Origin of the sequence: Pseudomonas urethralis (assembly GCF_021602465.1) — a bacterium.
In the GTDB taxonomy this organism is placed as follows: Bacteria; Pseudomonadota; Gammaproteobacteria; order Pseudomonadales; family Pseudomonadaceae; genus Aquipseudomonas; species Aquipseudomonas vlassakiae.
This window is the reverse complement of the sequence record NZ_BQIJ01000006.1, coordinates 85,337-109,251: the sequence shown is the minus strand read 5'-3', so window position 1 is coordinate 109,251 and position 23,915 is coordinate 85,337. Positions and strand designations below refer to the sequence as shown.

Sequence of the window (23,915 nt, the reverse complement as noted above, 5' to 3'; positions counted from 1 at the left end):
CGCCACCCACTACTTCCACAACAAGCGCGGGGCCATGCCATGTCGAAATTTGCCAAACCGCTTCTCAACGCCAGCCTGGCCATCCTGCTAGGTGCCGGCCTGCTCAGCCATGCCTTCGCCGGCGAGCAACTGAAGACCATCAAGGACAAGGGCGTGATCAACGTCGGTCTCGAAGGTACCTACCCACCGTTCAGCTTCCAGGATGAAAACGGCAAGCTGACCGGCTTCGAGGTCGAGCTGTCCGAGCTGCTGGCCAAGGAGCTGGGGGTCAAGGCCAAGATCCAGCCGACCAAGTGGGACGGCATCCTCGCCGCCCTGGAATCCAAGCGCCTGGACGTGGTGGTCAACCAGGTGACCATCTCCGAGGAGCGCAAGAAGAAATACGACTTCTCCGAGCCCTACACCATCTCCGGCATCCAGGCGCTGATCCTGAAGAAGAAGGCCGAGCAGCTGAACATCAAGAGCGCGCAGGACCTGGCCGGCAAGAAAGTCGGTGTCGGCCTGGGTACCAACTACGAGCAATGGGTGAAGCAGGACGTGCCAAAGGCAGACGTGCGCACCTATGAAGACGACCCGAGCAAGTTCGCCGACCTGCGCAACGGCCGGATCGACGCCATCCTCATCGACCGCCTGGCAGCGCTTGAGTACGCCCAGAAGGCCAAGGACACCCAACTGGCTGGCGACGCCTTCTCGCGCCTGGAAAGCGGCGTAGCGCTGCGCAAGGGCGAGCCTGAGCTGCTGGAGGCGATCAACAAGGCCATCGACAAACTCAAGGCCGACGGCACGCTGGCCAAGCTGTCCGTGAAATACTTCGGTGCCGATGTCACCAAATGATCGCTGAAAGCCTGCAACTCGTCGCCGACTCCACGCCCTTCCTGCTGAAGGGCGCGGGTTACACGGTGCTGCTCAGTGTGGGCGGCATGTTCTTCGGCCTGGTGCTGGGCTTTGCCCTGGCGCTGATGCGGCTGTCGAAGATCTTGCCGCTGAACTGGCTGGCACGCATCTACGTGTCGTTTTTCCGTGGCACGCCGCTGCTGGTGCAGCTGTTCGTGATCTACTTCGGCATGCCACAGGTCGGCATCGAGCTCGACCCGATCCCGGCCTCGCTGATCGGCTTGTCACTGAACATGGCGGCTTACATCTGCGAAATCCTGCGGGCGGCGATCTCCTCGATCGACCGTGGCCAGTGGGAAGCCGCGGCCAGCATCGGCATGACCCGCACCCAGGCCATGCGCCGGGCGATCCTGCCCCAGGCACTGCGCACCGCGCTGCCACCCCTGGGCAACAGCTTCATCTCGCTGGTCAAGGACACCGCGCTGGCCGCGACCATCCAGGTGCCCGAGCTGTTCCGCCAGGCCCAGCTGATTACCGCGCGCACCTTCGAGGTGTTCACCATGTACCTGGCCGTTGCAGTGATCTACTGGGTCCTCTGCAGCATCCTCGCGCACTTCCAGAACCGCATGGAAGCGCGGGTCAACCAGCACGACCAGGAGCAATGAGATGATCGTCGCCAAAGGCCTGACCAAGCAGTTCAAGGGCCAGACCGTGCTCAACGGTATCGACCTGACCGTGCAACCCGGTGAAGTAGTGGCCATCATCGGCCCCAGCGGCTCGGGCAAGACCACCTTCCTGCGTTGCCTCAACTTGCTGGAAACCCCGGATGCCGGGCAGATTCGGATCGGCGACATCAGCATCGATGCCAACCGCCCGCTCGGCGGCCAGCAGAGTGCGATCCGCCGCCTGCGCCAGCAAGCTGGCTTCGTGTTCCAGAACTTCAACCTGTTCCCCCACCGCACTGCGCTGGAGAACGTCATCGAAGGCCCGGTGATCGTCAAGAAGACCCCTCGCCAACAGGCCATCGACCTGGGTCGACGGTTGCTGGCCAAGGTCGGCCTGGCGGGCAAGGAAGACGCCTATCCAAGGCGCCTTTCCGGTGGCCAGCAGCAGCGCGTGGCAATTGCCCGCGCGCTGGCCATGGAGCCTGAAGTGATCCTGTTCGACGAGCCCACCTCGGCCCTCGACCCGGAACTGGTCGGCGAGGTGTTGGCGACCATCCGCGGCCTGGCCGAGGAGAAGCGCACGATGATCATCGTCACCCACGAGATGAGCTTTGCCCGGGATGTCGCGAACCGAGTGATCTTCTTCGACAAGGGCGTGATCGTGGAACAGGGTGAGGCCAAGGCGCTGTTTGCCAATCCCAAGGAAGAGCGTACCCGGCAATTCCTGCGCAAGTTCCTCGGGACTGCTGCTTCCGAGTAATCCCCTCTCTGGCCTCATCGCGGATAAATCCGCTCCTACAACAACGCTGTCCTGTAGGAGCGGATTTATCCGCGATAGCGCCAGCACGCCCATCGCAAATCCTATCTTCTATACATATTCCAAAGAGTTAGTTCATAAACCTTTGATAAGCCATTAGGGTATATGAACCGGACCACCGGACCAGCAAAAGTCTGTCGCCATCAGCTGAAGCGACGCATCCACTTTGTGAGGTTCGGTTCTGATGACCACCCAGCCAAATACCCCATTCCACAGCGATCTCGACAGTTCGCCCCTGCTGCTGCCGGCCAAGGTTCTGCGCAACGACGCCGAAGCCCTGCAAGCCGCCCGTGAGCTCGCCGAGACCGCCCGCGAGCAGGCCGCCCGCCGCGACCAGCAACGCAAGCTGCCCTGGGCAGAAATCGAACAGTTCACCCGTAGCGGCCTGGGCAGCATCAGCGTACCCAAGGCCTATGGCGGCCCCGACGTCTCGTTCGAGACGGTCGCTGAAGTGTTCCGCCTGATCAGCGCCGCCGACCCGGCCTTGGGACAGATCCCGCAGAACCAGTTCGGCATGCTGCAACTGCTGCGCCTGACCGCTACCGAGGCCCAGCAGGCGCTGATCTTCCGCAGCGTGCTGGACGGCTGGCGCATCGGCAATGCCGGCCCCGAGCGCGGCACCAAGGACACCCTGACGCTCAAGGCAAGGATCACCCGCAGCGGTGACGGCTATCGCATCAGTGGAGAGAAGTTCTACTCCACCGGCGCGCTGTTCGCCCACTGGGTGGCGGTCAAGGCACTGGACGACGAAGGCCGCCAGCGCCTGGCCTTTGTCCGCCGTGGCAGCCCGGGGCTGCGCATCGTCGACGACTGGTCCGGCTTCGGCCAGCGCACCACCGCCAGCGGTACCGTGCTGCTCGATCAGGTCCCGGTCGATGCCGAACTGGTCATCGACAACTGGCGCCAGCGCGATATCCCCAATATCCAGGGCGCGGCCTCGCAGTTGATTCAGGCCGCCATCGATGCCGGCATCGCCGAGGCAGCCATCGACGACGCCATCACCTTCGTCCGCGAAAAATCCCGGCCATGGATCGAGGCCAAGGTCGAGCGCGCCAGCGATGACCCTTACGTGATAGCCGACATCGGCCGCCTGAAACTTGAACTGCATGCCGCCGAGGCGCTGCTGCGCAAGGCCGCGCGGGTACTCGACGAGGTCAATGCCGGGCCGATCGATGCTGCTGCCGCAGCGCGGGCGTCGATTGCCGTGGCCGAGGCCAAGGTACTGACCACGGAGATCTCGCTGCAGGCCAGCGAGAAGCTGTTCGAGCTGGCCGGCAGCCGCGCCACCCTGGCCGAGTTCAACCTCGACCGGCACTGGCGCAATGCCCGGGTGCACACCCTGCACGACCCGGTGCGCTGGAAGTACCACGCAGTGGGCGCTTACCACCTCAACGGCACCCTGCCCGCCCGGCATTCCTGGATCTGATTGGCGGGCCCAGGGGTTGCGTTGCAGCCCCATGGCCCCGGAGAACAGCATGACAACATCCGTAATCACCAGCGACAGCCAGGCCCTGGCTGTCGCCGAGCAAGTCGCCCAGCAGCTCAAGCGCGACAGTGCCCTGCGCGACCGCGAACGCCGCCTGCCGCACGCCGAACTGGAGCTGTTCACTCTCTCCGGCCTGTGGGCCATCAGCGTCCCGAAAAGCTTCGGCGGCGCCGGTGTGTCCAACGTCACCCTGGCCCAGGTCATCGCCCGCATCGCCCAGGCTGATGCCTCCCTTGGCCAGATTCCGCAGAACCACTTCTATGCCCTCGAAGTGCTGCGGGTGAATGGCAGCCCCGAGCAGCAGCAGCGCCTGTACGCCGAAGTCCTGGCCGGCCGCCGTTTCGGTAATGCGCTGGCCGAACTGGGTACGAAAACCGCCCATGACCGCACCACCCGCCTGACCCACGACGGCGCCGGTTTCCGCATCAACGGCCGCAAGTTCTACGCCACCGGGGCGCTCTATGCGCAACGGATCCCGACCTCGGTGATCGACGACCAAGGCCGCCAGCAGCTGGCCTTCGTCCCCGCCGACAGTCAGGGCCTGCAGGTGATCGACGACTGGAGCGGTTTCGGCCAGCGCACCACTGGCAGCGGCTCGGTGAGCTTCGACAACGTCTGGGTCGATGCCAACGACGTGGTGCCGTTCCAGAGTGCTTTCGAGCGCCCGACGCCGGTCGGCCCGCTGGCGCAGATTCTCCACGCTGCCATCGACACCGGTATCGCCCGCGCCGCGCTGGAGGACGCCCTGCACTTCGTGCGCACGCGCAGCCGGCCATGGGTCGACTCCGGTCTGGACAAGGCCAGCGACGACCCACTGACGCTGAAAAGCTTCGGCCAGCTGGTAATCCGCCTGCATGCCGCTGAAGCCTTGCTCGAACGCGCCGGCGAGATCCTTGACCGCGCCCAGGCCGACAGCAATGCCGACACCGTGGCCGCTGCCTCCATCGCCGTTGCCGAAGCACGGGCCATCAGTACGGAAGTGTCCCTTGCCGCCGGCACCACGCTGTTCGAACTGGCCGGCAGCCAGGCCACCCTGGCCGAACACAACCTCGACCGCCACTGGCGCAACGCCCGCGTGCACACCCTGCACGACCCGGTGCGCTGGAAGTACCACGCCATCGGCAACTACTACCTGAACAACGCAAACCCTCCACGCCGGGGGACTATCTGATGCCCAAGCAGATCCTGCTCAATGCCTTCAACATGAACTGCATCGGGCACATCAACCACGGCCTGTGGACCCACCCAAGGGACACCTCGACCCAGTACAAGACCCTGGAATACTGGACCGACCTGGCGCGCCTGCTGGAGCGTGGGCTGTTCGACGGCCTGTTCATCGCCGACATCGTCGGCACCTACGACATCTACGGCAATTCCGTGGACGTAACCCTGAAGGAGTCGATCCAGCTGCCGGTCAACGACCCGCTGCTGCTGGTGTCGGCGATGGCTGCCGTCACCCGCCACCTCGGGTTCGGCCTCACCGCCAACCTTACCTACGAGGCGCCGTACCTGTTCGCCCGACGCCTCTCGACCCTCGACCACCTGAGCAATGGCCGGGTCGGCTGGAACATCGTCACCGGTTACCTCGACAGCGCCGCCCGCGCCATGGGCCTGGAGCAACAGCCCGAGCACGACCGCCGCTACGACCAGGCCGACGAATACCTGCAGGTGCTGTACAAGCTGCTGGAAGGCAGCTGGGCCGATGACGCCGTGGTCAACGACCGCGAGCGGCGGGTGTACGCCGAGCCGAGCAAGGTGCGCAAGGTGCGCCACCAGGGCGAGTTCTACAAGGTCGAGGGCTACCACCTGTGCGAACCCTCGCCACAGCGCACGCCGGTACTGTTCCAGGCGGGCAGCTCGCCGCGCGGCCTGGCCTTTGCCGGCAACCATGCCGAGTGCGTGTTCATCAGCGGCCAGGACAAGGCCGCTACCCGCGCCCAGGTCGACAAGGTACGCGCGGCCGCCCAGGCGGCCGGCCGCGATCCACAGGCGGTGAAGGTGTTCATGGGCATCACGGTGATCGTCGCGCCCACCGAGCAGCAGGCCCAGGCCAAATATGCCGAGTACCTGCAGCATGCCAGCGCCGAAGCCGGCGTGGCGCACTTCGCCGCCTCGACCGGCATCGACTTTGCCGCCTACGGGCTGGACGAGCCGATCGGCGCCAGCAAGGGCAACGCCATCCAGTCGGCCACCCGCCAATTGCAGGAAAACGCCTGGACCCGCCGCCGCCTGCTGGAGCAGCACGCCCTCGGCGGGCGCTATGTCACCCTGGTCGGCGCCCCCGATCAGGTGGTCGAACAGCTGATCGCCTGGATCGACGAAACCGGCCTGGACGGCTTCAACCTGACCCGTACCGTCACCCCGGAAAGCTACGAGGACTTCATCGACCTGGTGGTCCCGCAACTGCAGCAACGTGGTCGCTACAAGACCGCCTACGCCGACGGCACCCTGCGCGAGAAGCTGTTCGCCAGCGACCACCCGCACCTGCCCGCCGACCACCCTGGTTCCACTTACCGCAACAACCCAACCCCTGCCCCGACTGGAGCCCTGCACCATGCTTGAGAAACTGTTCCGGCCCGTCGCGGCCATCGCCATCACCCTCGGCCTGTGCACCAGCGCGTTCGCCGCCGAGCCCCTGAAGATCGGCACCACGGCGGCCTTTGCCATCCCCTTGGAAGCGGCGGTGGAAGAAGCCCACAAGCAAGGGCTGGAAGTGAAGCTGATCGAGTACAGCGACTGGATCGCGCCGAATGTCAGCCTCAACAGCGGCGACATCGACGTGAACTACTTCCAGCACATCCCCTTCCTCGAGAATGCCAAGGCTGCCGCCGGTTTCAACCTGGTGCCCTACGCTCCGGGGATCATCAACAACGTCGGCCTGTACTCGAAGAAGTACAAGAGCTTCGCCGAACTGCCCGAAGGCGCCAGCGTGGCCATCGCCAACGACCCGATCAACAGCGGCCGTGGCCTGCAGCTGCTGGCCAAGGCCGGCTTGATCACCCTCAAGCCGGGTGTCGGCTACAAAGCCACCGAAGACGACATCGTCGCCAACCCGAAAAAGCTCAAGATCCTGCAGGTCGAAGCCGTGCAACTGGTGCGCGCCTATGACGACGCCGACCTTGTGCAGGGCTACCCGGCCTACATCCGCCTGGCCAACAGCTTCGATGCCACCTCGGCGCTGCTGTTCGATGGCCTGGAAAACAAGGAATACGTGATCCAGTTCGTCATCCGCCCGCAAAGCAAGGACGACCCGCGCCTGGCAAAGTTCGTCGACATCTACCAACACTCGCCTGCCGTGCGTGCAGCGTTGAACAAGGCCCATGGCAACCTGTACCAGGCCGGTTGGGAAGGCTGACATGAGCCAGGCCAACGCGCTCAGGGCGCCCACCGCACAACCATCGCCGCCAACGGCCAGGGAGCAGGCCCTGCGCCCGGAGGTCAACGAAGCCCACGTCCGCTTCATCGGCCTTGGCAAGACCTACCCTGGCCAGCAACAACCGGCACTGCAGGGCATCGACCTGAACATCCGCCGTGGTGAAATCTTCGGCATCATCGGCCGCAGTGGCGCGGGCAAGTCATCGCTGCTGCGCACCATCAACCGCCTCGAACAGCCGAGCCAGGGCCGTGTCCTGATTGATCAGGTAGACATTGCGCCGTTCGACGAGGAGCGCCTGGTGGCGCTGCGCCGGCGCATCGGCATGATCTTCCAGCACTTCAACCTGATGTCGGCCAAGACCGTGTGGCAGAACGTCGAGCTGCCACTGAAGGTGGCGGGCGTGGCCAAGGCCGAGCGCCAGCACAAGGTCCGCGAACTGCTGGAGATGGTTGGCTTGCAGGACAAGCATCACGTCTATCCGGCGCAGCTGTCTGGCGGGCAGAAGCAGCGCGTCGGCATCGCCCGGGCGCTGGTGCATGACCCCGAGATCCTGTTGTGCGACGAAGCCACCTCGGCGCTGGACCCGGAGACCACGGCGTCGATCCTCGAACTGCTGCGCGACATCAACCAGCGCCTGGGCCTGACCGTGGTGCTGATCACCCACGAAATGGCAGTGATCCGCGACATCTGCCACCGCGTGGTGGTGCTGGAACGTGGCGCTATCGTCGAACAGGGCGAAGTCTGGCGCGTGTTCGGCAACCCACACCATGACGTCACCCGGACCCTGCTCGCCCCGTTGCAGACCAAGCTGCCCGCGGCTTTGCAGGCAAAGCTGCGCGCCAGCCCAGCGGGCCATGACAGCGCGGTGGTGCTCAAGCTCACCCTGCTGGGCGAGCCGGCATTGTCCGACTTGTTCAGCGAACTGGGCGGACGCGTGCGCCTGCTCCAGGGCGGTGTGGAGACCATCGGCGAGCATGCGCTCGGGCAGCTGATCCTGTCGATTCAAGGCTCGCCGCATGACACCCATCAATTGCTCGCACGCGCCCGCCGCTGGGCCGAAGACGTGGAGGTACTGGGCCATGTGGTTTGATCGCTTGCTTGAAGGCTTGCTCGACACGTTGCTGATGGTCGGCGTGTCCTCGCTGGTCGCACTGCTGGTGGGGGTGCCGATGGCGGTGCTGCTGGTCACCAGCGACAAGGGCGGTATCTTCGAGGCACCGCTGCTCAATCGAGTGCTGGGCGCCTTCGTCAATCTGTTCCGCTCGATCCCGTTCCTGATCCTGATGGTCGCACTGATTCCCTTCACCCGGCTGGTGGTAGGGACCACCTATGGCGTGTGGGCTGCCGTGGTGCCACTGACCATCGCCGCGACGCCGTTCTTTGCAAGGATTGCCGAGGTCAGCCTGCGGGAAGTCGACCATGGCCTGGTGGAGGCAGCGCAGGCCATGGGCTGCCGGCGTTGGCACATCGTCTGGCACGTCCTGCTGCCCGAGGCGCTGCCCGGGATCGTCGGTGGGTTCACCATCACCCTGGTGACGCTGATCAACTCGTCAGCCATGGCCGGGGCGATTGGTGCGGGTGGGCTGGGGGATATTGCCTATCGGTATGGGTATCAGCGTTTCGACAGCCAGATCATGCTGACCGTGATTGCCATGTTGGTGGCGTTGGTGGCACTGATCCAGCTGGGAGGGGACCGGTTGGCGAAAGGCTTGAACAAGCGTTGACGTGCCTGCCATAACATTTTCTGCGCCTGTGAGACCGAGCGCCGCCCGCGATGCGCCGCGCGGGCGGCGCTCGATCTCGCAGGCGCTGAACAACACCCGCCATACCCCTCAGCCCCAGCGCAGATCCCCAGCCGGCACCGGCCGCCCAAACCAGTACCCCTGCCCCAACTGGCACTGCTGCTCCAGCAGGAACCGCGCCTGCTCCGCCTGTTCGATCCCCTCGGCATGCACCTGCATGCCCATGCTCCGCGCCAGCGCGACGATCACCCGGACGATGGCAATATCATCATCATCCAGCGGCAAGCCGGCCACGAAGCCTTGGTCGATCTTGAGCTTCTGCACCGGCAGGCGCTTGAGCCGCAGCAACGACGAGTACCCCGTGCCAAAGTCATCGATGGCCAGGTTCAGCCCCAGCTCGCGCAGGCGATGCAGCTGTTCCAGTGCCACTTCCGGGTCTTCCATGACCGCACTCTCGGTCACTTCCAGCTCCAGCAGCGCCGGGTCCAGCCCAGTTTCATGCAGTACATCGGCCACCTGCCGGTACAACTCACGCTGGCCAAACAAGCGGCTGGAGATATTGACGGCAACGAACGCCAACCTCCGCCCATCCTCCCGCCACCGCACCATCTGCCGGCAGGCCTCGCGCAACACCCAGGCATCGATCTCGGCAATCAGGCCGGTGCGTTCGGCGATGGGGATGAAATCGCTCGGCGGAACCAACCCACGCTGCGGGTGCTGCCAACGGACCAAGGCCTCGACACCGACCCTCTGCGCCGTGAACAGGTCATGCACCGGTTGGTAGAACACCCGCAGCTCATCATTGGCCAGCGCCCGGCGCAACTCGCTCGCGGTTTCCACCCGGTGCTGGGCGTGAGCGGTCAGCTCTTCGGTGTACAGCGCATAGCAGGCGCGGCCATTACCCTTGGCCTTGAACAGCGCCGAATCGGCATTGCGCAACAATTGCTCGGCGCTCAGGGCGTCGGTGGGGAACAGGCTGATGCCCACGCTGGCACTGATGAACAGCCGGTGATCATCGAATTCGAAGGGCTCACGCATGCGTTCGATGATGCCCTGTGCCAGCTTGCCGGCCTGGCCAACCTGCTGGCAGTTCTCGGCCAGCACAGCGAACTCGTCACCGCCCAGGCGCGCCAGGGTCACGTTGCTGCCAACGGCCTCACGCAGACGCTCGCCTACCAGCTTCAACAACTGGTCGCCAATGGTATGGCCAAGGCCGTCGTTGATGCTCTGAAAGTGATCCAGGTCGAGCAGCAGCAAGGCACAGCCGCGCTTGTTGGCCTGCGCCGAAGCCAGCGCCTGCTCGGCGCGGTCGTTGAACAGCAGGCGGTTGGGCAACCCGGTGAGCGGGTCATGGTGGGCCAGGTAGGCCAGTTCCTGTTCGGAATGCTTGATCGCGCTGATGTCGCTGAACACCGCCACGTAATGGCTCAGCTCGCCACTGTCGTCACGGATGGCGCAAATCGTCTGCCACTGCGGATAGATCTCACCGCTTTTACGGCGGTTCCAGATCTCGCCACTCCACTCACCCTTTTCGGCCAGGGCGGCATAGATCTGCTGATAGAACGGCACGCCGTGGCGGCCCGACTTGAACTTGCTGGGGCGATGGCCCAGCACTTCATCCTGTTGATAGCCGGTGATGCGCATGAAGGCGCGGTTGACATGCACGATCAGGCCTTGGCGGTCGGTGACCAGCACGCCCTCCAAGGTGCTGTCGAACACCGCCGCCGCCATGCGCAGGCGCTCGCGGTCCTCGCTGCGCAGGCGCGCGCCGATACCGATGAAATTGAGCAGACGGGCGCGGGACACGAAGATCAGCAAGGCACTGACCAGCACCCACACCACCACGTTGATCTGCCGGCCCACGGTCAACGCCAGCGGGTCGTCAGACATACTGCGCAGGACCACCTCGGCCAGCACCAGCCAGAGGAACGAGAGCACCACATACAGCGCGGCCATGCGCAAGGCGTCGCGAACGGAAACAGACATGTCGGGGGGGAAAGCCCATGAAAAAAGATGGGGCATTATAAAGGCTGAAACATGCCGTGACTTCCTATCTGAAAGGGTGACTGGTTTTATTTCCCTGCCAAGGGATAATCACCCCCTTCTCCCTGCATTCCCGAGGGCTTCTACACCTATGTGGTACAACGGTCTGCTCGACTTGTCGGCCTGGCAACTGGTTGGCGTCACCCTGCTGATGACCCATGTGACCATCGTCAGCGTCACCCTCTACCTGCACCGCTACTCCGCCCACCGTGCCCTGGAGCTCAGTGGCGCGCTCAAGCACTTCTTCCGTTTCTGGCTGTGGCTGACCACGGCACAGAACACCCGCGAATGGACGGCCGTGCACCGCAAGCACCACGCCAAGTGCGAAACCCCGGACGACCCGCACAGCCCGGTGTACAAGGGCCTGGGCACGGTTCTGCGCAAAGGCGCCGAACTCTACCGCGAAGAGGCACGCAACCCCGAAACCCTGCGCATCTATGGCAAGAACTGCCCGGAAGACTGGATCGAGCGTAACCTCTACTCTCGCTACAAGCTCGGCGGCATCGTGCTGATGGCGGTCATCGACCTGCTGTTGTTCGGCACCCTCGGCATCACCATCTGGGCGGTACAGATGATGTGGATTCCGTTCTGGGCCGCCGGCGTGGTCAACGGCCTGGGCCACGCGGTCGGCTACCGCAATTTCGAATGCCGCGACGCCGCCACCAACCTGGTGCCGTGGGGCATCGTCATCGGTGGCGAAGAGCTGCACAACAACCACCACACCTACCCCAACTCGGCCAAGCTCTCGGTCAAGCGCTGGGAGTTCGACATGGGCTGGGCGTGGATCCGCCTGTTCTGCCTGCTGCGCCTGGCCAAGGTGCAGCGTGTCGCACCCATTGCCCACCGCGTCGAGGGCAAGGCCAGCCTAGACATGGACACAGCCATGGCCATCCTCAACAACCGTTTCCAGATCATGGCCCAGTACCGCAAACTGGTGATCGGCCCGCTGGTCAAGCAGGAGCTGGCCAAGGTCGATGCCTCGGTGCGCCACCGCTTCCGCCGTGCCAAGCGCCTGCTCTCGCGTGAAACCAGCCTGCTGGAAGACCGCCACCACGTGCGCATCGAGCGCATGCTTGCCCACAGCCAGGCATTGAAAACCATCTACGAGAAACGTCTGGCCCTGCAACAGATCTGGGCTCGCACCAGTGCCAACGGCCACGATATGCTCGCGGCCATGAAGGACTGGGTACACGAGGCCGAGGCCAGCGGCATCCATGCCCTGCGCGACTTCGCGGCACAGCTGAAAACCTATTCCCTGCGCCCCACCGGCGCCTGATAGCCGCTGATCGGCACGCCCGGCAACGGGGCGTGCCTGCTGGAACTTCCCCGCTGAAAATCCACTCAAACCCGGCACATCGCCCGCGTGGCGGGCCGGTTAGTGGCCGCGCGCCTCATCAATGAGAACTGCTCCGTGCTCATGGCCAGAACCCCTCCTTCGTCATTTTCAGGTACACCGCCTCCCGAAGCTGCACAAACCTTGCTGGCCCTGTTCCATGCCCAGGGCGAAGTCGCCCGCCTGAGTGAGCGCGAACAGCTCTACAGCTCGCTGCTCGACAGCGTCAACGCCGTACTCTGGGCGTTCGACTGGGAAACCCGCCAGGTGCTCTATGTCAGCCCGGCCTACGAGCGCATCTTCGGTCGCCCGGCCAGCCTGGTGCTGGCCGACTACAACGAATGGCGCGACAGCATCTACCCCGACGACCTGGAGTTCGCCGAACGCAGCCTGGCCCAGGTGCTGCTCAAGGGCGCCGTGGAAGACCGCGAGTACCGCATCCTCAACGCCAGCGGCCAGGTACGCTGGCTCAGCGACAAGTGCTACATCAACCAGCAGAGCGAAGGCGAGCGGGTGATCATCGTCGGCATCGCCGAAGACATCACCGAAAAGAAGCAGCTCGAAGGCGAACTGCAGCGCCTGGCCACCACCGACGTCCTGACCCAGAGCAGCAACCGCCGGCACTTCTTCGAGTGTGCCCAGCAGGCCTTCGACAGTGCCCGGGAGGACGGCACGCCTCTGGCCTTCCTGCTGCTGGACATCGACGACTTCAAGCGTATCAACGACAACTACGGGCACCAGGAAGGTGACCAGGTGCTGCAGCGCATCGCCGACAGCGGCAAGGCCGTGCTACGTCGCGGTGACCTGTTCGGGCGCATCGGTGGTGAGGAGTTCGCCGCGGTGTTCCCAGGCTGCAATGCACAGGTCGCCGAGCAGATTGCCGAGCGGTTGCAGCGAGAAATTCAGCGCCAGGGCTTCAGCCATGGCGATGAGGTGTACAACGTTACGGTGAGCCAGGGGCTGACCGGGCTGACGGAGGAAGACGAGTCGCTGGACAGCTTGTTCGCCCGCGCCGACGCGGCGATGTATCGGGCCAAGCGGCAGGGTAAGAATCAGATTGTCCGGGGCTAGAGGAATCGAGATCAGAAAAATCCTGCAGATCTGCGGAAGCCCCATGTAGGAATGGTCTCGATTTGCTTTGAAGGACTGCGATCAGCTCATTTGGCGCAAGTCCCGTGACATCATGAGGCCGAAACCAAGGCCTCAGGATGGGACATGGCAATCAGGTTCGAGCCCAAAGTCGGCCAAATACTCGAATGCAATTATGGTGACTACAGAAGCGGCAGCGAAGAAGTAGCTGCACCCTTTCACTACGATTTTCGGCTCAAGCCAGAGATGGTCAAGAACCGGCTTGCTATTGTGATCAACGGAAGAATCGACTCCAACGCCTGCATAGTGGTCCCGTTATCAACCACCAAGGATTCAGGAAAATTAAGCCGCGGATGGCATGTTGAGCTTTCGGCAGCCTTGATCGCTGAATTGCCCTATTTCAAACAGCAGACACGATGGGCCAAGGCCGATCTTGTCGCACAAGTTAGCAGGGAACGCCTGTTCAAACCGAGGCAAGCCGGCAGGGGCTGCCTCGATCAGACGCTCGCTCGTGAAGTGGTCGAACAGGTGCAACGCGCAATTATCAGGGTCATGAACGCAGGCTCGCTACTGAGCGGTTGACAGCCTGCCCCATCCTCCTTACTGTTGCCCCCGTAGCCCATAGAGGCACTTAGCGTTTTATCCCCCTTTGAGGGACTTGCAAAACCCGGCCTTGGCTGGGTTTTGTCATTTCAGGGCGCGATGTTTTCAGTCTCCGCTCCGTCAACCAAACCGTCAGGCTTGGTGTTCACAGGGTCAGCTTGCGTCTGAGCTTCCTGCGGCCCCACCTCTGGACTCTCCACCTTGCGCAACCGGCTCAGCTCCGGCAGCCCAACCTTCAGCAAACGCGCCGTCTTGCTGCTGGCGATCTTCTCCAGCCCCTGATCCGCCGGCAGGCGCGCCAGTTGCCCGGCCAGGTTCAAGGCGAGGATCTCCCGCGAATACACCCCGCCACCCAGCTGATAGATTGCCGCGATCAGCTCACGCAGGCTCAGCGGCAAGCGCCAGCGGGTTCGCAGCGCCGAGCCGAACGCTGCGCCGAACTCGTTGAGCGACAGCTGCACCCGGTCTTCGTCCAGCTCGCCCCCGGCCAGGCGCCACTCCTGCAGGCAACGAAGCACCGCCAGGTCGCCCAGGCAGTGCAACAGGCCGGCACAGTAGCAGCGCTCCTGATCCAGTTCGAGCATGCGCGCCAGCGTGCGGGCGTATTCGGCCGTGTGCAGCGACAGGTTCCAGTAATGCGTGGCATGTTGCGTCAGCAGCGGGTCGCTCAGCCGCGCACTGCGCTTGAGGGCAAGGCCGAGAATGAGGTTCATGCTCTGGGTGCTGCCGAGCTTGTTCAGCGCCTGCATCAGCGTCTGCACCGGTGCGTCACGGTGCAGGCTGGCACTGTTGGCCGCGGCGATGAGCACCGCCGTGATCTGCGGGTCGTCGCGCACTTCCTCTTCGAGCACCTTGAGGTTCAGGCCCTGCGGGTTGAGTGCGCGCTTGATCGCCACCTGCACGTCGGCGAACAACGGCCCGCCATCGGCAGTGGCGCGACGTTGTTCGAGGTAAGCCGGCAGGTTGGCGCCAGGCTGCAACGGCGGCACCGGGCAGGTGATCCGCTCGCCCACGGCCAGCAGCAACTCTTCCAGGCTTTTGCGCAGCTTGTCCAGGTTCAGCGGTTTGCTCAGGTAAGCCGTGGGGTGCAGCGGTAGCGCTTCGCGCACACTGGCGCTATCGCTGCGGTTGCTCATGAGAATGAAAGGCAGCTCGGCGCCTTTGGCGCGCACGTTGCGCAGCAGGTCGAGGCCATCGCAGCCTGCCAACTCACGGGCTGCGATGATCAGGTCAGGTTTGCTGGCCAGCGCAGTCAGCGCCTGCGAGCCGTCGGCGCAGACCTGCAAACGGGCGTCGCAACGCACGCTGAGCAGCATTTCGCTCAGCATTTCGCGTACCCAAGGGTCGCCCTCGGCGATCAATACGCAAGGTGGGGTGGGGTCTGCAGCACTCATGGCCAACTCCTGAATATCCCTGACACACAGTCCTTCGCAGCTTCCAAGGCGAATCCCTTCCACCACCATAGCCTCACCCGGCTTTTCTGGGCACAAAAAAAACCCGCCTAAGCGGGTTTTTTCATGAAGCGCATCACATCAGGCGAGTTCAGCGAAGCACTCTTCGATGATAGCCAGGCCTTTGTCCAGCAGCGCGTCTTCGGCGGTCAGCGGAACCAGGATACGCAGGACGTTGCCGTAAGTGCCGCAGGACAGCAGGATCAGACCCTTGTCACGCGCCTTGGCCACAACCTGGGCAACGGCAGCAGCGTTCGGGGTGTGGGTGCCTTTCTCGAAGACTTCCACAGCGATCATCGAGCCCAGACCGCGGACGTCACCGATGATCGGGTGCTTTTCCTGGATCTTGCGCAGGCCAGTGGTCAGGTGCTCACCAACAGCCTTGCTGCGGTCCAGCAGTTTCTCTTCCTCGAACACCTGGATAACGGCCAAGGCCGCGGCGCAGGCAATCGGCGAACCGGCGTAGGTGCCGCCCAGGCCGCCCGGAGCGATGGCGTCCATGATTTCGGCCTTGCCGCATACACCGGCCAGCGGGAAGCCGCCAGCGATGGACTTGGCGAAGGTGGTCAGGTCAGGCGCGACGCCCATCTGCTCCATGGCGAAGAAGGTGCCGGTACGGCCAGCGCCGGTCTGTACTTCGTCGGCGATCAGCAGGATGCCGTGCTTGTCGCACAGCTCGCGCAGGCGCTTCATCAGCTCTTTCGGCGCTGGCAGGAAGCCGCCTTCGCCCTGGACTGGCTCGAGGATGATCGCGGCGATGTCGCGCGGCTCGGCATCGTTCTTGAAGATGCGCTCGACCGAAGCAATGGCGTCGTCAACGCTGACACCGTGCAGTTCGCTCGGGAACAGGGCGCGGAAGATGCCGCCTGGCATCAGGCCCATGCCAGCGGAGTACGGCACGACCTTGCCGGTCAGGCCCAGGGTCATCATGGTACGGCCGTGGTAGCCGCCGGTGAAGGCGATAACACCAGCGCGGCCGGTGGCAGCACGGGCGATCTTGACGGCGTTTTCAACGGCTTCGGAGCCGGTGGAAACCAGCAGGGTCTTCTTGTCGAAGTCGCCTGGGACCAGCTTGTTGATCTTTTCGCACAGCTCGACGTAAGGCTCGTAGGCCAGCACCTGGAAGCAGGTGTGGCTGACCTTGGTCAGCTGCTCTTGCACAGCTGCAACCACTTTCGGGTGCAGGTGGCCGGTGTTGAGTACTGCGATGCCGCCGGCGAAGTCGATCAGTTCGCGGCCTTCAACGTCGATCACCGTCGAGTTCTTCGCGGATTCCACGAAGATCGGGTGAATCTGGCCGACGCCACGTGGGACGGCGGCTACACGACGTTGCATCAAGGATTCGTTGGTCTTGCTCATAAAGCCCTCATTGCGCCGACAGCGGCGCTTTTATTCGGGGGTGGCCGGGTGTGTTCGCGAACAGTATTCGTTGATCGACTGCCGTAAACGCCCTGCCCACCAGGTACTGCGATGTCAAAAAGGCCAGCGAGACGTCGCTCTCGCGCCCCGCTGGCAGAGGTAAAGCCTTTTACCTGGCGATCAGACGCTGATGCACAGGTATTTGATTTCGAGGTAGTCCTCGATACCGTACTTGGAACCTTCGCGGCCCAGGCCCGAAGCCTTGATGCCGCCGAATGGCGCGACTTCGTTGGAGATCAGGCCGGTGTTGATGCCGACCATGCCGTATTCCAGGGCCTCGGCGACACGGAACACACGGCTCATGTCACGGGCGTAGAAGTACGAGGCCAGACCGAACTCGGTGTCGTTGGACATGGCGATCACTTCGGCTTCGTCCTTGAAGCGGAACAGCGGTGCCAGTGGGCCGAAGGTCTCTTCCTTGGCGACAGCAGCGGTGTTCGGCACGTCGACCAGAATGGTCGGCTCGAAGAAGTTGCCTTCGATCAGCTTGCCACCGGACAGCACCTTGGCGCCTTTGCCTACGGCGTCTTCGATGTGTTCCTGGACCTTGGCGACAGCCTTGCCGTCGATCAGCGGGCCAGTGGTGGTGCCTTCTTCCAGGCCGTTACCGATCTTCAGCTTGGCGACAGCAGCGGCCAGCTTCTGGGCGAACGCGTCGTAGACGCCATCCTGCACGTAGATACGGTTGGCGCAGACGCAGGTCTGGCCGTTGTTGCGGTACTTGGAGATGATCGCGCCCTCGACCGCCTTGTCCAGGTCGGCGTCGTCGAACACGATGAACGGAGCGTTGCCGCCCAGCTCCAGGGAAACCTTCTTGATGTCCTTGGCGCATTCTTCCATCAGCTGGCGACCGATTTCGGTCGAGCCGGTGAAGGACAGCTTGCGTACCAGGGAGTTGCCGGTCAGCTCGCCGCCGACTTCGCCAGCGCTGCCGGTAACGACGCTCAGCACGCCAGCCGGGATGCCGGCACGGTTGGCCAGCTCGACCAGGGCCAAGGCGGAGTATGGGGTCTGCGAAGCAGGCTTGAGCACCATGGTGCAGCCAGCGGCCAGGGCCGGGCCGGCTTTACGGGTGATCATGGCGGCCGGGAAGTTCCACGGGGTGATGGCCGCGGTAACGCCGATCGGCTGCTTGATGACGATCAGACGCTTGTCTGGCTGATGGCCCGGGATGGTGTCGCCGTAGACGCGCTTGGCTTCTTCGGCGAACCACTCGATGAACGAGGCGGCGTAGGCGATTTCGCCCTTGGCTTCGGCCAGTGGCTTGCCTTGCTCGGTGGTCATCAGGCGAGCCAGGTCGTCCTGGTTCTCGATCATCAGTTCGAACCAGCGACGCAGCTTGGCCGAACGCTCCTTGGCGGTCAGTGCGCGCCAGGCCGGCAGGGCCTTGTCGGCGGCTTCGATGGCGCGGCGGGTTTCCGCGGTGCCCATCTTCGGCACGGTACCGATGACTTCACCAGTGGCCGGGTTGGTCACTTTGATGGTCTGGCCGCTGTCCGCATCCAGCCACTCACCGTTGATGAAGGCTTGCTGGCGGAACAACTGAGCGTCTTTGAGCTGCATGTCGGCTTCCCGAATTGTTGATTGTGTAAAAAGCGCCCAAGGCAGGGCATCGAGCGTTTGAAATCTCAAACGAATCCTAAGCGGGTGCTGGGGTGTTGGACAATAGGCTGTTCGAAAAAAAGAACGAATGGTTGAACACCCAGTCCGAAAAAGCCGTTACAGGTTAGACGATCGAGCGCGGAGACATGTGAAAGGCGGGGGTTGCCATGGCATTTTCAGTGCCTGCGGAATCGAGCGCCGCGCGGGCGGCGCTCGATGCATGCATCCATACAGAATTTACGTCATGCCCACCCAGCTCAGAACGCCTTGGCCAGGTCGATCACCAGGGCCCGGTAGCCAACGGACCCCGGCTGGCGGCTGTGTACCTTGAGCTCCACCAGCACCTCCTGAGTCCCCCGGCGTACCTCGTTGAGCACCGTGGTGGTCAGCTTCTCGGGCGTGAGGAAGTTGACCGAAGCCGAATAGATGAACTGCGTGTCGGTCTCCGGCCGGTAGGCCACCACCGAGGTCACCGGGCTGTACCACTCGTCGCCGCGCTCCTTGCCGTACTCCCAGACCTGCTCGACCGTGCCCTTGGTTTCGTCGATCTTGTACTCCACCGCCCGGCTGTAGTTGCCACTGAGCTTGGTCGGGGCAAAGTCGCGCCCCCAGCCATTATCGAACACGGTCAGCGTGCCCTTGCCGGTAAGCCAGGCGGTGTGCTGGGTCCAGGACCAGTCGAAGCCTTCGCTCTCGACGGGGGTCAGCACCTTCTCGCGCAGGCGCTGCGGCCAGCCTTGAGGGGATGCGAGAATCCACTTCACCTGTTTGTCACGACCAATCTTCACCACACCCTGATGGCGAGCTGAAACGATAATGCTGTCATCATCGGCGTCGTAGTCGATGGCATTGACATGGGCCCAGTTGCGCCCGGTGCCCACCCCTGGGGTATCACCGAACGGCAGGTCACCTTCGGCCAGTTCGTTGGCCAGGCGGTCGTCCTGCTTCTGTACACCTTCTGGCAGCTGGATCGCCGCCTTGCCCAGGGTTTCCAGCAAGTCGCCGCGGTAGGGGTCGAGAATCTGGTTCAGGTCCCAGAAGTCCAGCACGTCGCCGGCTTCGTTGACCTCGATGATGTGGTCTCGTATCGAACGCACCCGCTTGCCGTCCGGGCGCCGGTAATCGCTGGTGCCGACGCGCAGCAGGTAAGTGCCGTTGGCGGTTTCGCGGATCTCGTGGGAGAAGTCGGCGAACTTGTCCGGCAGGTTGCGCTGCCAGATACGCCGGCCCAGCAGGTCGAACTTGGAGTAGGTCTGGCCCTGCCCCCAGATCAGCTTGCCGTCGCGGGTCTGCTGGAAGCCCATGGTCCCGCCCAGGCCGTCGCGGCGGTTGGAGTCGTGGATCTGCTCGATGTCCAGGTACCAGCGCACGTCACCATTGCTGTCGGAGATCCAGTTGTTGCCGACCTGGTCCCATTCCGCGGCGCCGCCCAGGCCGTTCCACTTGAAGGCACGGCCACCGGGAATATCACCTTGCAGGTGGTTGAACAGGTACAGGCGCTGCTCGAAGCCTGGCGCCACCTTGACCGGTTCGACCTCCGGCAGCGCGGCGGTCTGCTTCGCCACCACCGGCAGGCGCACGGCCGGAGCATAGATCTGGTACTGCTCGCGGATGCGCTCGCCGTCGAGCTTGTAGGTCACTTCCACCTGGTTGACGTAGTCCGGGTACAGGCCGAATACAGGGATGCCGCCATAGGTCCACAGCGAGCGCTCGGACACCTCGTAGGCAATGTCCACACCGCGCTCGCCCTTGCCGCGCACCCGCACATGGGCGGCGCTCAGGCTGCGCCCACCATCGCGGATGATCGCGGTCAGCGGCGCCAGGCGGTACGGGTTGACCACCACATCGCCGAGCAGCGCATCGGTGCGCTCGGGGACCTTGGCAGTAAGGCAGGCGCCTTCGGGCAGTATCGGGGTTTCAGTCTTGGCGTTCATGGCAAAGCTCCTTTTTACTCAGAAGTCGTAACGGGCGGTGGCGCCGAAGGTGCGCGGGGTACCGAGCACGCCGGCATATCCACCATTGGCGGAGTTCCACAGGCTGGTGAAATAGGTCTTGTCGCCGGCGTTCTTCACCCACAGCGACAGGTCGATCAGGCCGTCGCCTTGATCCAGGCGCACACCGGCGGAGAGGTTGACCAGCGCGTAGCTGGGGATCTGGCCAAAGTCGGAATCATCGATGGTGCCCACCGCCCTCGAGCGGAACGCGTAGCTCGCGGTGACGTATGGCTCGACATGCTGGCTGGCCTGCCACTTGTATTCGCCGTTGAGGTTGGCGATGTACTTGGAAGCGCCGACCACCTGGTGGCCGGACAGGTCGCAGGTGGCCGTGGCATTGGCCAGGCTCACTTCCGGCGGGCACGGTGCGTCGTCGTACTTCAGGTAGCGCACGTCGTTCCACGAACCGTTGAAGTTCACCGTCAGGCCTTTGATCGGCAGCGCCGTGGCTTCGAACTCCAGGCCTCGCGAGCGCACGCTGCCTGCGTTGGCCAGGTACTGCACGCGGTTGATCTGGTCGTAGACGTTGGCCTGGTAGCCATGCACCTCGGTCCAGAACAGGTTGGTGTTGAGCTGCAGGCGGTTATCGAACAGCGTGCTCTTGAGGCCCAACTCGGCGTTGTTGGCGCGCTCGGTGCCGACCAGCAACGAGTCAGTGCCCAGGCGCGGCGCGGCGCCGACGGTGAGGTTGACGCCACCAGACTTCTCGCCGTGGGTCAGGGTGGCGTAGCCGAGCAATTGCTCGTTGAAGCGATAGCTCAGCCCCAGCAGCCCGGAAGGGCTGAAGCTGTACTGGTTGAGGTCGCCCGAATCGTACGCCCCCACCCTGCCCTGGCGCGCAGCGGCGGCCGCACCGGTTACGGCAGCACCACCGGTTGGCGCGTCGCGGGTCACCCAGGCGCTCTTTTCCTCGTAGGTGCCGCGGATGCCGGCGGTGAAGTCCAGGCGATCGGTGAGGTGCCAGGTGCCCTGGGTGAACAGCGCGTAGCTGTCGGTATCGATATGGCCATTGCCGATGGTATTGACGTTGGCCAGGGCGCCGGCCGGGGTGATGTTCCAGATGTCCGCCTGAGGGCCGTAATAGGTGAAGGACTTGTTGTCCAGGTCCTGCTTGAAGTAGTACGCGCCGAGCACATAGTCGAAGACGCCACCGGTGGGCGACGCCAGGCGGATTTCCTGGGAGTACTGCTTGTCGCGTACCGACACCCCGGCGCTGTAGAACACCGGCACATTGAGGCCGTCGTCATTACGCGGGGTGAAGTCCCACCAGCGGTAGGCGCTGATCGAAGTCAGGGTGAAGTCATTGGGCAGGGTCCAGTTGGCCTCCACCGAGGTACCGCCCTGGAACACGGTCACCTGCTGGTCGGCATCGAAATTGACCTTGCGGTCCTTGCCCGATACCAGCGTCGCGCCCGCCTGGGCGGCCAGGCTTTCGTAGCGGTTGACGCCATTGATGGTCGGCCCGGTGCTGTAGAGGCTGAGGATGCCGTTGTTGGAATCTTCTTCGTTGTACTCACCGATCCAGCGCAGGTTGAAGGTTTCGCTCGGCTTGAACAGCAGCTGGGTACGAAAGCCCTGACGTTTGCCACCGTTGAGCTCGTCGCCGTTGTGGATGTTCTTTACATAACCATCGTCTTCGGTGTGGTAGGCACTGATGCGCCCGGCCAGCGTCTCGGTGATCGGCCCGGAGTAACTGCCCTGGGTCTGCAGGTAGCCGTCCTCGCCAATCGATTGCTGAATGCTCCCCTCGGGGTGGAAGGTCGGTTTGCGCGTGGTGATGTTCAGCACCCCCGCCGTGGTGTTCTTGCCGAACAGCGTACCCTGCGGGCCGCGCAGCACTTCCAGCTGGTCGACGTCGAGCAGGTCGAACACCGCCATGCCCGGCCGGCCGAGGTAGACGTTGTCCAGATAGATGCCGACGCTGCCTTCCAGGCCATCACTGGCCGGATTGTTGCCCAGGCCACGAATCGAGATGCTCGACTGCCGTGCATGCACGTAGGCGACGTTGGTGCTGGGCACCAGCTGTTGCAGATCCTGCACACGGTAGATGCGCTGGGTTTCCAGGGTTTCGCTGCTGAGCACACTGATGGGCGTGGGCACGCTCTGCGCGGTTTCCTCGCGGCGGCGGGCATTGACCGTGACCGTACCGAGCTTGGCTTCCTGCTCCACGGCCGGCGTGGTGCTGACGGGTTCTTCGGCAAAGCTGCCGCTGGATGCTGCCAGCAACACGCCGGCGGCCAAGGGTTGCAAGGTAAAGCGCGACGCGCGCGCAGGCCAACGGGAAAGTCCGGACATGCAAGTGCTCCTTGAGGCTGCGGCCCTGGGCGAGCATTTCCGTTGGCGGAACCGAATCGCGGTCAGTTGGGCTTATATTCTTTTAAGAGATATAAATATTTGTAAATCATATTTTGTGGAATAAGTGACTCCCTTTATAAGGGGGCTGACCCTCTTCATCAATTGCATTCGACCGAAAGTTTTCATGTAGAAAATGCATATCGACCTACGCCAGCTCCGCCACTTCATCGCCCTTGTCGAACACCGCAGTTTCGTCGCTGCGGCGGCTGCGGTGAATCTGTCGCAATCGGCCTTCAGCCGCAGCATCCAGACCCTGGAGCACAACATCGGCTGTCGTCTGGTCGACCGTGCCAGCAAGGAGCTTTCACCCACTCGACAGGGCTTGCTGGTGCTGGAGCATTCGCGGCGCCTGGTGCATGGCGCGCATAACCTGGTCAACGAGATTCACCAGTTCAATGGCGCCACCACCGGCGTGGTGCGCTTCGGCTCCGGCCCGGCTCCGGCTGGCGGCCTGGTGCCAAAGGCCGTGGCGCGCTTCGTGGCCGAATACCCGGCGGCGCGCACCTGCTTTCAGGTGGATAACTGGCAGGCGCTGAACCGCAAGCTGATCGCCGAGGAGATCGAATTCTTCGTTGCCGATACGCGCCAGTTCGAGTCCGACCCGGACTACCGCGTGCACAAGCTGGCACCGCAGCGCTGGCACTTCTGCTGTCGGGCCGGGCACCCGCTGACCGAGCAGAATGAAGTGCGTGCGCGGGACGTGTTCGACTACCCGCTGGCCACCACTTTCCGGCCGCCAAACATCCGCAAGATCCTCAGCGACCTGAGCGGCCGCCAGGACTTTCTGCCAACGGTGGAATGCGAGCATGGGTACGCCCTGCTGAACGTGGTGATGCAATCGGACACCATTGGCATTGCCTGCAATGCCAACTTGCGGCCCTACCACAGGGAGGGGGGACTGGTGGCGTTGAAACTGGTGGACCTGCTACCGGAGCAGGAAGAGGCGTTTTACACCCGCTATGGGGTGGTGAGCCGGGTGGGGTATGGCTTGTCGCCGCTGGCTCAAGGGTTGGTCAGGCAGTTGATCGCCTGTGATGCCGAAATCTGAGGACTGACCGTATTCGCTGTGGAAGCGGGTTCGGCGCTCCGATTAACCCGCTCCCACA

General features: G+C 63.5%; 19 protein-coding genes. 13 read left to right on the top strand and 6 right to left on the bottom strand.

The features are described from left to right. Positions 1 to 39 precede the first annotated feature (39 nt). The 9 genes from tcyJ (at position 40) to L6D64_RS12000 (ending at position 8,902) form a co-directional block, all read left to right on the top strand. Positions 40 to 834, top strand: a complete 795-nt coding sequence (tcyJ, locus tag L6D64_RS12040; RefSeq protein ID WP_176509137.1) for a cystine ABC transporter substrate-binding protein — start codon at positions 40 to 42, stop codon at positions 832 to 834. After that, complete coding sequence (gene tcyL / locus L6D64_RS12035; protein ID WP_176509138.1) at positions 831 to 1,499, top strand: cystine ABC transporter permease; 669 nt, start codon at positions 831 to 833, stop codon at positions 1,497 to 1,499. The genes tcyJ and tcyL overlap by 4 nt, the downstream gene beginning before the upstream one ends. A gap of 1 nt (position 1,500) precedes the next feature. Next, positions 1,501 to 2,259, top strand: a complete 759-nt coding sequence (gene tcyN, locus L6D64_RS12030; RefSeq protein ID WP_176509139.1) for an L-cystine ABC transporter ATP-binding protein TcyN — start codon at positions 1,501 to 1,503, stop codon at positions 2,257 to 2,259. Between the two features lie 241 nt (positions 2,260 to 2,500). Further along, the gene (locus L6D64_RS12025) at positions 2,501 to 3,742 is read left to right on the top strand and encodes an SfnB family sulfur acquisition oxidoreductase (RefSeq protein WP_176509140.1); all 1,242 of its coding nucleotides are present in this window, start codon (positions 2,501 to 2,503) and stop codon (positions 3,740 to 3,742) included. Between the two features lie 49 nt (positions 3,743 to 3,791). Continuing rightward, a complete protein-coding gene (locus L6D64_RS12020; RefSeq protein WP_176509141.1) occupies positions 3,792 to 4,973 on the top strand; it encodes an SfnB family sulfur acquisition oxidoreductase in 1,182 nt (393 codons plus the stop codon). Then, entirely contained in the window at positions 4,973 to 6,364 is a 1,392-nt protein-coding gene (locus tag L6D64_RS12015; RefSeq protein WP_176509142.1) for an LLM class flavin-dependent oxidoreductase, read from the top strand. Before L6D64_RS12020 ends, L6D64_RS12015 begins: the two co-directional genes overlap by 1 nt. Continuing rightward, on the top strand, positions 6,357 to 7,157 hold the full coding sequence (locus L6D64_RS12010) for a MetQ/NlpA family ABC transporter substrate-binding protein (RefSeq protein ID WP_176509143.1): 801 nt from the start codon (positions 6,357 to 6,359) through the stop codon (positions 7,155 to 7,157). Before L6D64_RS12015 ends, L6D64_RS12010 begins: the two co-directional genes overlap by 8 nt. 1 nt (position 7,158) lies before the next feature. After that, entirely contained in the window at positions 7,159 to 8,268 is a 1,110-nt protein-coding gene (locus L6D64_RS12005) for a methionine ABC transporter ATP-binding protein (protein WP_176509144.1), read from the top strand. After that, on the top strand, positions 8,258 to 8,902 hold the full coding sequence (locus tag L6D64_RS12000; protein ID WP_079230410.1) for a methionine ABC transporter permease: 645 nt from the start codon (positions 8,258 to 8,260) through the stop codon (positions 8,900 to 8,902). Before L6D64_RS12005 ends, L6D64_RS12000 begins: the two co-directional genes overlap by 11 nt. Positions 8,903 to 9,010: 108 nt before the next feature. On the opposite strand, the gene dibA is transcribed toward L6D64_RS12000, so the two are convergent. Next, complete coding sequence (gene dibA, locus L6D64_RS11995) at positions 9,011 to 10,906, bottom strand: phosphodiesterase DibA (RefSeq protein ID WP_176509145.1); 1,896 nt, start codon at positions 10,904 to 10,906, stop codon at positions 9,011 to 9,013. Between the two features lie 148 nt (positions 10,907 to 11,054). Here dibA and desA point away from each other — a divergent pair, with 148 nt between their 5' ends. From desA to L6D64_RS11980, 3 genes are all read left to right on the top strand, one after another. Next, the gene (gene desA / locus L6D64_RS11990; RefSeq protein WP_176509146.1) at positions 11,055 to 12,239 is read left to right on the top strand and encodes a delta-9 fatty acid desaturase DesA; all 1,185 of its coding nucleotides are present in this window, start codon (positions 11,055 to 11,057) and stop codon (positions 12,237 to 12,239) included. A 141-nt stretch (positions 12,240 to 12,380) separates the two neighbouring features. Further along, positions 12,381 to 13,367 carry a GGDEF domain-containing protein gene (locus L6D64_RS11985; RefSeq protein WP_176509147.1) on the top strand — a complete coding sequence of 329 codons (987 nt, stop codon included), beginning with the start codon at positions 12,381 to 12,383 and terminating at the stop codon, positions 13,365 to 13,367. Between the two features lie 144 nt (positions 13,368 to 13,511). After that, positions 13,512 to 13,967: a type II toxin-antitoxin system PemK/MazF family toxin gene (locus tag L6D64_RS11980; RefSeq protein WP_176509148.1), complete on the top strand. Its 456-nt coding sequence runs from the start codon at positions 13,512 to 13,514 to the stop codon at positions 13,965 to 13,967. A 110-nt stretch (positions 13,968 to 14,077) separates the two neighbouring features. On the opposite strand, the gene L6D64_RS11975 is transcribed toward L6D64_RS11980, so the two are convergent. The 5 genes from L6D64_RS11975 to L6D64_RS11955 all read right to left on the bottom strand — a co-directional run bounded on the left by L6D64_RS11975 (position 14,078) and on the right by L6D64_RS11955 (position 22,749). Then, entirely contained in the window at positions 14,078 to 15,382 is a 1,305-nt protein-coding gene (locus tag L6D64_RS11975; protein WP_176509149.1) for a response regulator, read from the bottom strand. Positions 15,383 to 15,520: 138 nt separating this feature from the next. Continuing rightward, positions 15,521 to 16,798 (bottom strand): 4-aminobutyrate--2-oxoglutarate transaminase, encoded by a 1,278-nt coding sequence (gabT, locus tag L6D64_RS11970; RefSeq protein WP_054887246.1) that lies wholly within the window; start codon positions 16,796 to 16,798, stop codon positions 15,521 to 15,523. Between the two features lie 180 nt (positions 16,799 to 16,978). Further along, positions 16,979 to 18,421, bottom strand: a complete 1,443-nt coding sequence (gene gabD, locus L6D64_RS11965) for an NADP-dependent succinate-semialdehyde dehydrogenase (RefSeq protein ID WP_176509150.1) — start codon at positions 18,419 to 18,421, stop codon at positions 16,979 to 16,981. 296 nt (positions 18,422 to 18,717) lie between these two features. Next, positions 18,718 to 20,394: an aryl-sulfate sulfotransferase gene (locus tag L6D64_RS11960; RefSeq protein ID WP_176509151.1), complete on the bottom strand. Its 1,677-nt coding sequence runs from the start codon at positions 20,392 to 20,394 to the stop codon at positions 18,718 to 18,720. Between the two features lie 18 nt (positions 20,395 to 20,412). Further along, positions 20,413 to 22,749, bottom strand: coding sequence for a TonB-dependent receptor (locus tag L6D64_RS11955; protein ID WP_176509152.1), 2,337 nt, complete (start codon positions 22,747 to 22,749; stop codon positions 20,413 to 20,415). A 193-nt stretch (positions 22,750 to 22,942) separates the two neighbouring features. Here L6D64_RS11955 and L6D64_RS11950 point away from each other — a divergent pair, with 193 nt between their 5' ends. Next, on the top strand, positions 22,943 to 23,857 hold the full coding sequence (locus L6D64_RS11950; protein ID WP_176509153.1) for a LysR family transcriptional regulator: 915 nt from the start codon (positions 22,943 to 22,945) through the stop codon (positions 23,855 to 23,857). Positions 23,858 to 23,915: the final 58 nt, after the last annotated feature.

Bases quoted from the DNA above. Each gene is read 5' to 3' on its own strand.
- tcyN (WP_176509139.1), top strand. From the start codon at position 1,501: ATGATCGTCGCCAAAGGCCTGACCAAGCAGTTCAAGGGCCAGACCGTG.
- L6D64_RS11960 (WP_176509151.1), bottom strand. From the start codon at position 20,394: ATGAACGCCAAGACTGAAACCCCGATACTGCCCGAAGGCGCCTGCCTT.
- L6D64_RS11950 (WP_176509153.1), top strand. From the start codon at position 22,943: ATGCATATCGACCTACGCCAGCTCCGCCACTTCATCGCCCTTGTCGAA.
- desA (WP_176509146.1), top strand. From the start codon at position 11,055: ATGTGGTACAACGGTCTGCTCGACTTGTCGGCCTGGCAACTGGTTGGC.
- L6D64_RS12015 (WP_176509142.1), top strand. From the start codon at position 4,973: ATGCCCAAGCAGATCCTGCTCAATGCCTTCAACATGAACTGCATCGGG.
- tcyJ (WP_176509137.1), top strand. From the start codon at position 40: ATGTCGAAATTTGCCAAACCGCTTCTCAACGCCAGCCTGGCCATCCTG.
- tcyL (WP_176509138.1), top strand. From the start codon at position 831: ATGATCGCTGAAAGCCTGCAACTCGTCGCCGACTCCACGCCCTTCCTG.
- L6D64_RS11985 (WP_176509147.1), top strand. From the start codon at position 12,381: ATGGCCAGAACCCCTCCTTCGTCATTTTCAGGTACACCGCCTCCCGAA.
- L6D64_RS11955 (WP_176509152.1), bottom strand. From the start codon at position 22,749: ATGTCCGGACTTTCCCGTTGGCCTGCGCGCGCGTCGCGCTTTACCTTG.
- L6D64_RS11975 (WP_176509149.1), bottom strand. From the start codon at position 15,382: ATGAGTGCTGCAGACCCCACCCCACCTTGCGTATTGATCGCCGAGGGC.
- gabD (WP_176509150.1), bottom strand. From the start codon at position 18,421: ATGCAGCTCAAAGACGCTCAGTTGTTCCGCCAGCAAGCCTTCATCAAC.
- L6D64_RS12000 (WP_079230410.1), top strand. From the start codon at position 8,258: ATGTGGTTTGATCGCTTGCTTGAAGGCTTGCTCGACACGTTGCTGATG.
- L6D64_RS11980 (WP_176509148.1), top strand. From the start codon at position 13,512: ATGGCAATCAGGTTCGAGCCCAAAGTCGGCCAAATACTCGAATGCAAT.
- gabT (WP_054887246.1), bottom strand. From the start codon at position 16,798: ATGAGCAAGACCAACGAATCCTTGATGCAACGTCGTGTAGCCGCCGTC.
- L6D64_RS12025 (WP_176509140.1), top strand. From the start codon at position 2,501: ATGACCACCCAGCCAAATACCCCATTCCACAGCGATCTCGACAGTTCG.
- L6D64_RS12010 (WP_176509143.1), top strand. From the start codon at position 6,357: ATGCTTGAGAAACTGTTCCGGCCCGTCGCGGCCATCGCCATCACCCTC.
- dibA (WP_176509145.1), bottom strand. From the start codon at position 10,906: ATGTCTGTTTCCGTTCGCGACGCCTTGCGCATGGCCGCGCTGTATGTG.
- L6D64_RS12005 (WP_176509144.1), top strand. From the start codon at position 7,159: ATGAGCCAGGCCAACGCGCTCAGGGCGCCCACCGCACAACCATCGCCG.
- L6D64_RS12020 (WP_176509141.1), top strand. From the start codon at position 3,792: ATGACAACATCCGTAATCACCAGCGACAGCCAGGCCCTGGCTGTCGCC.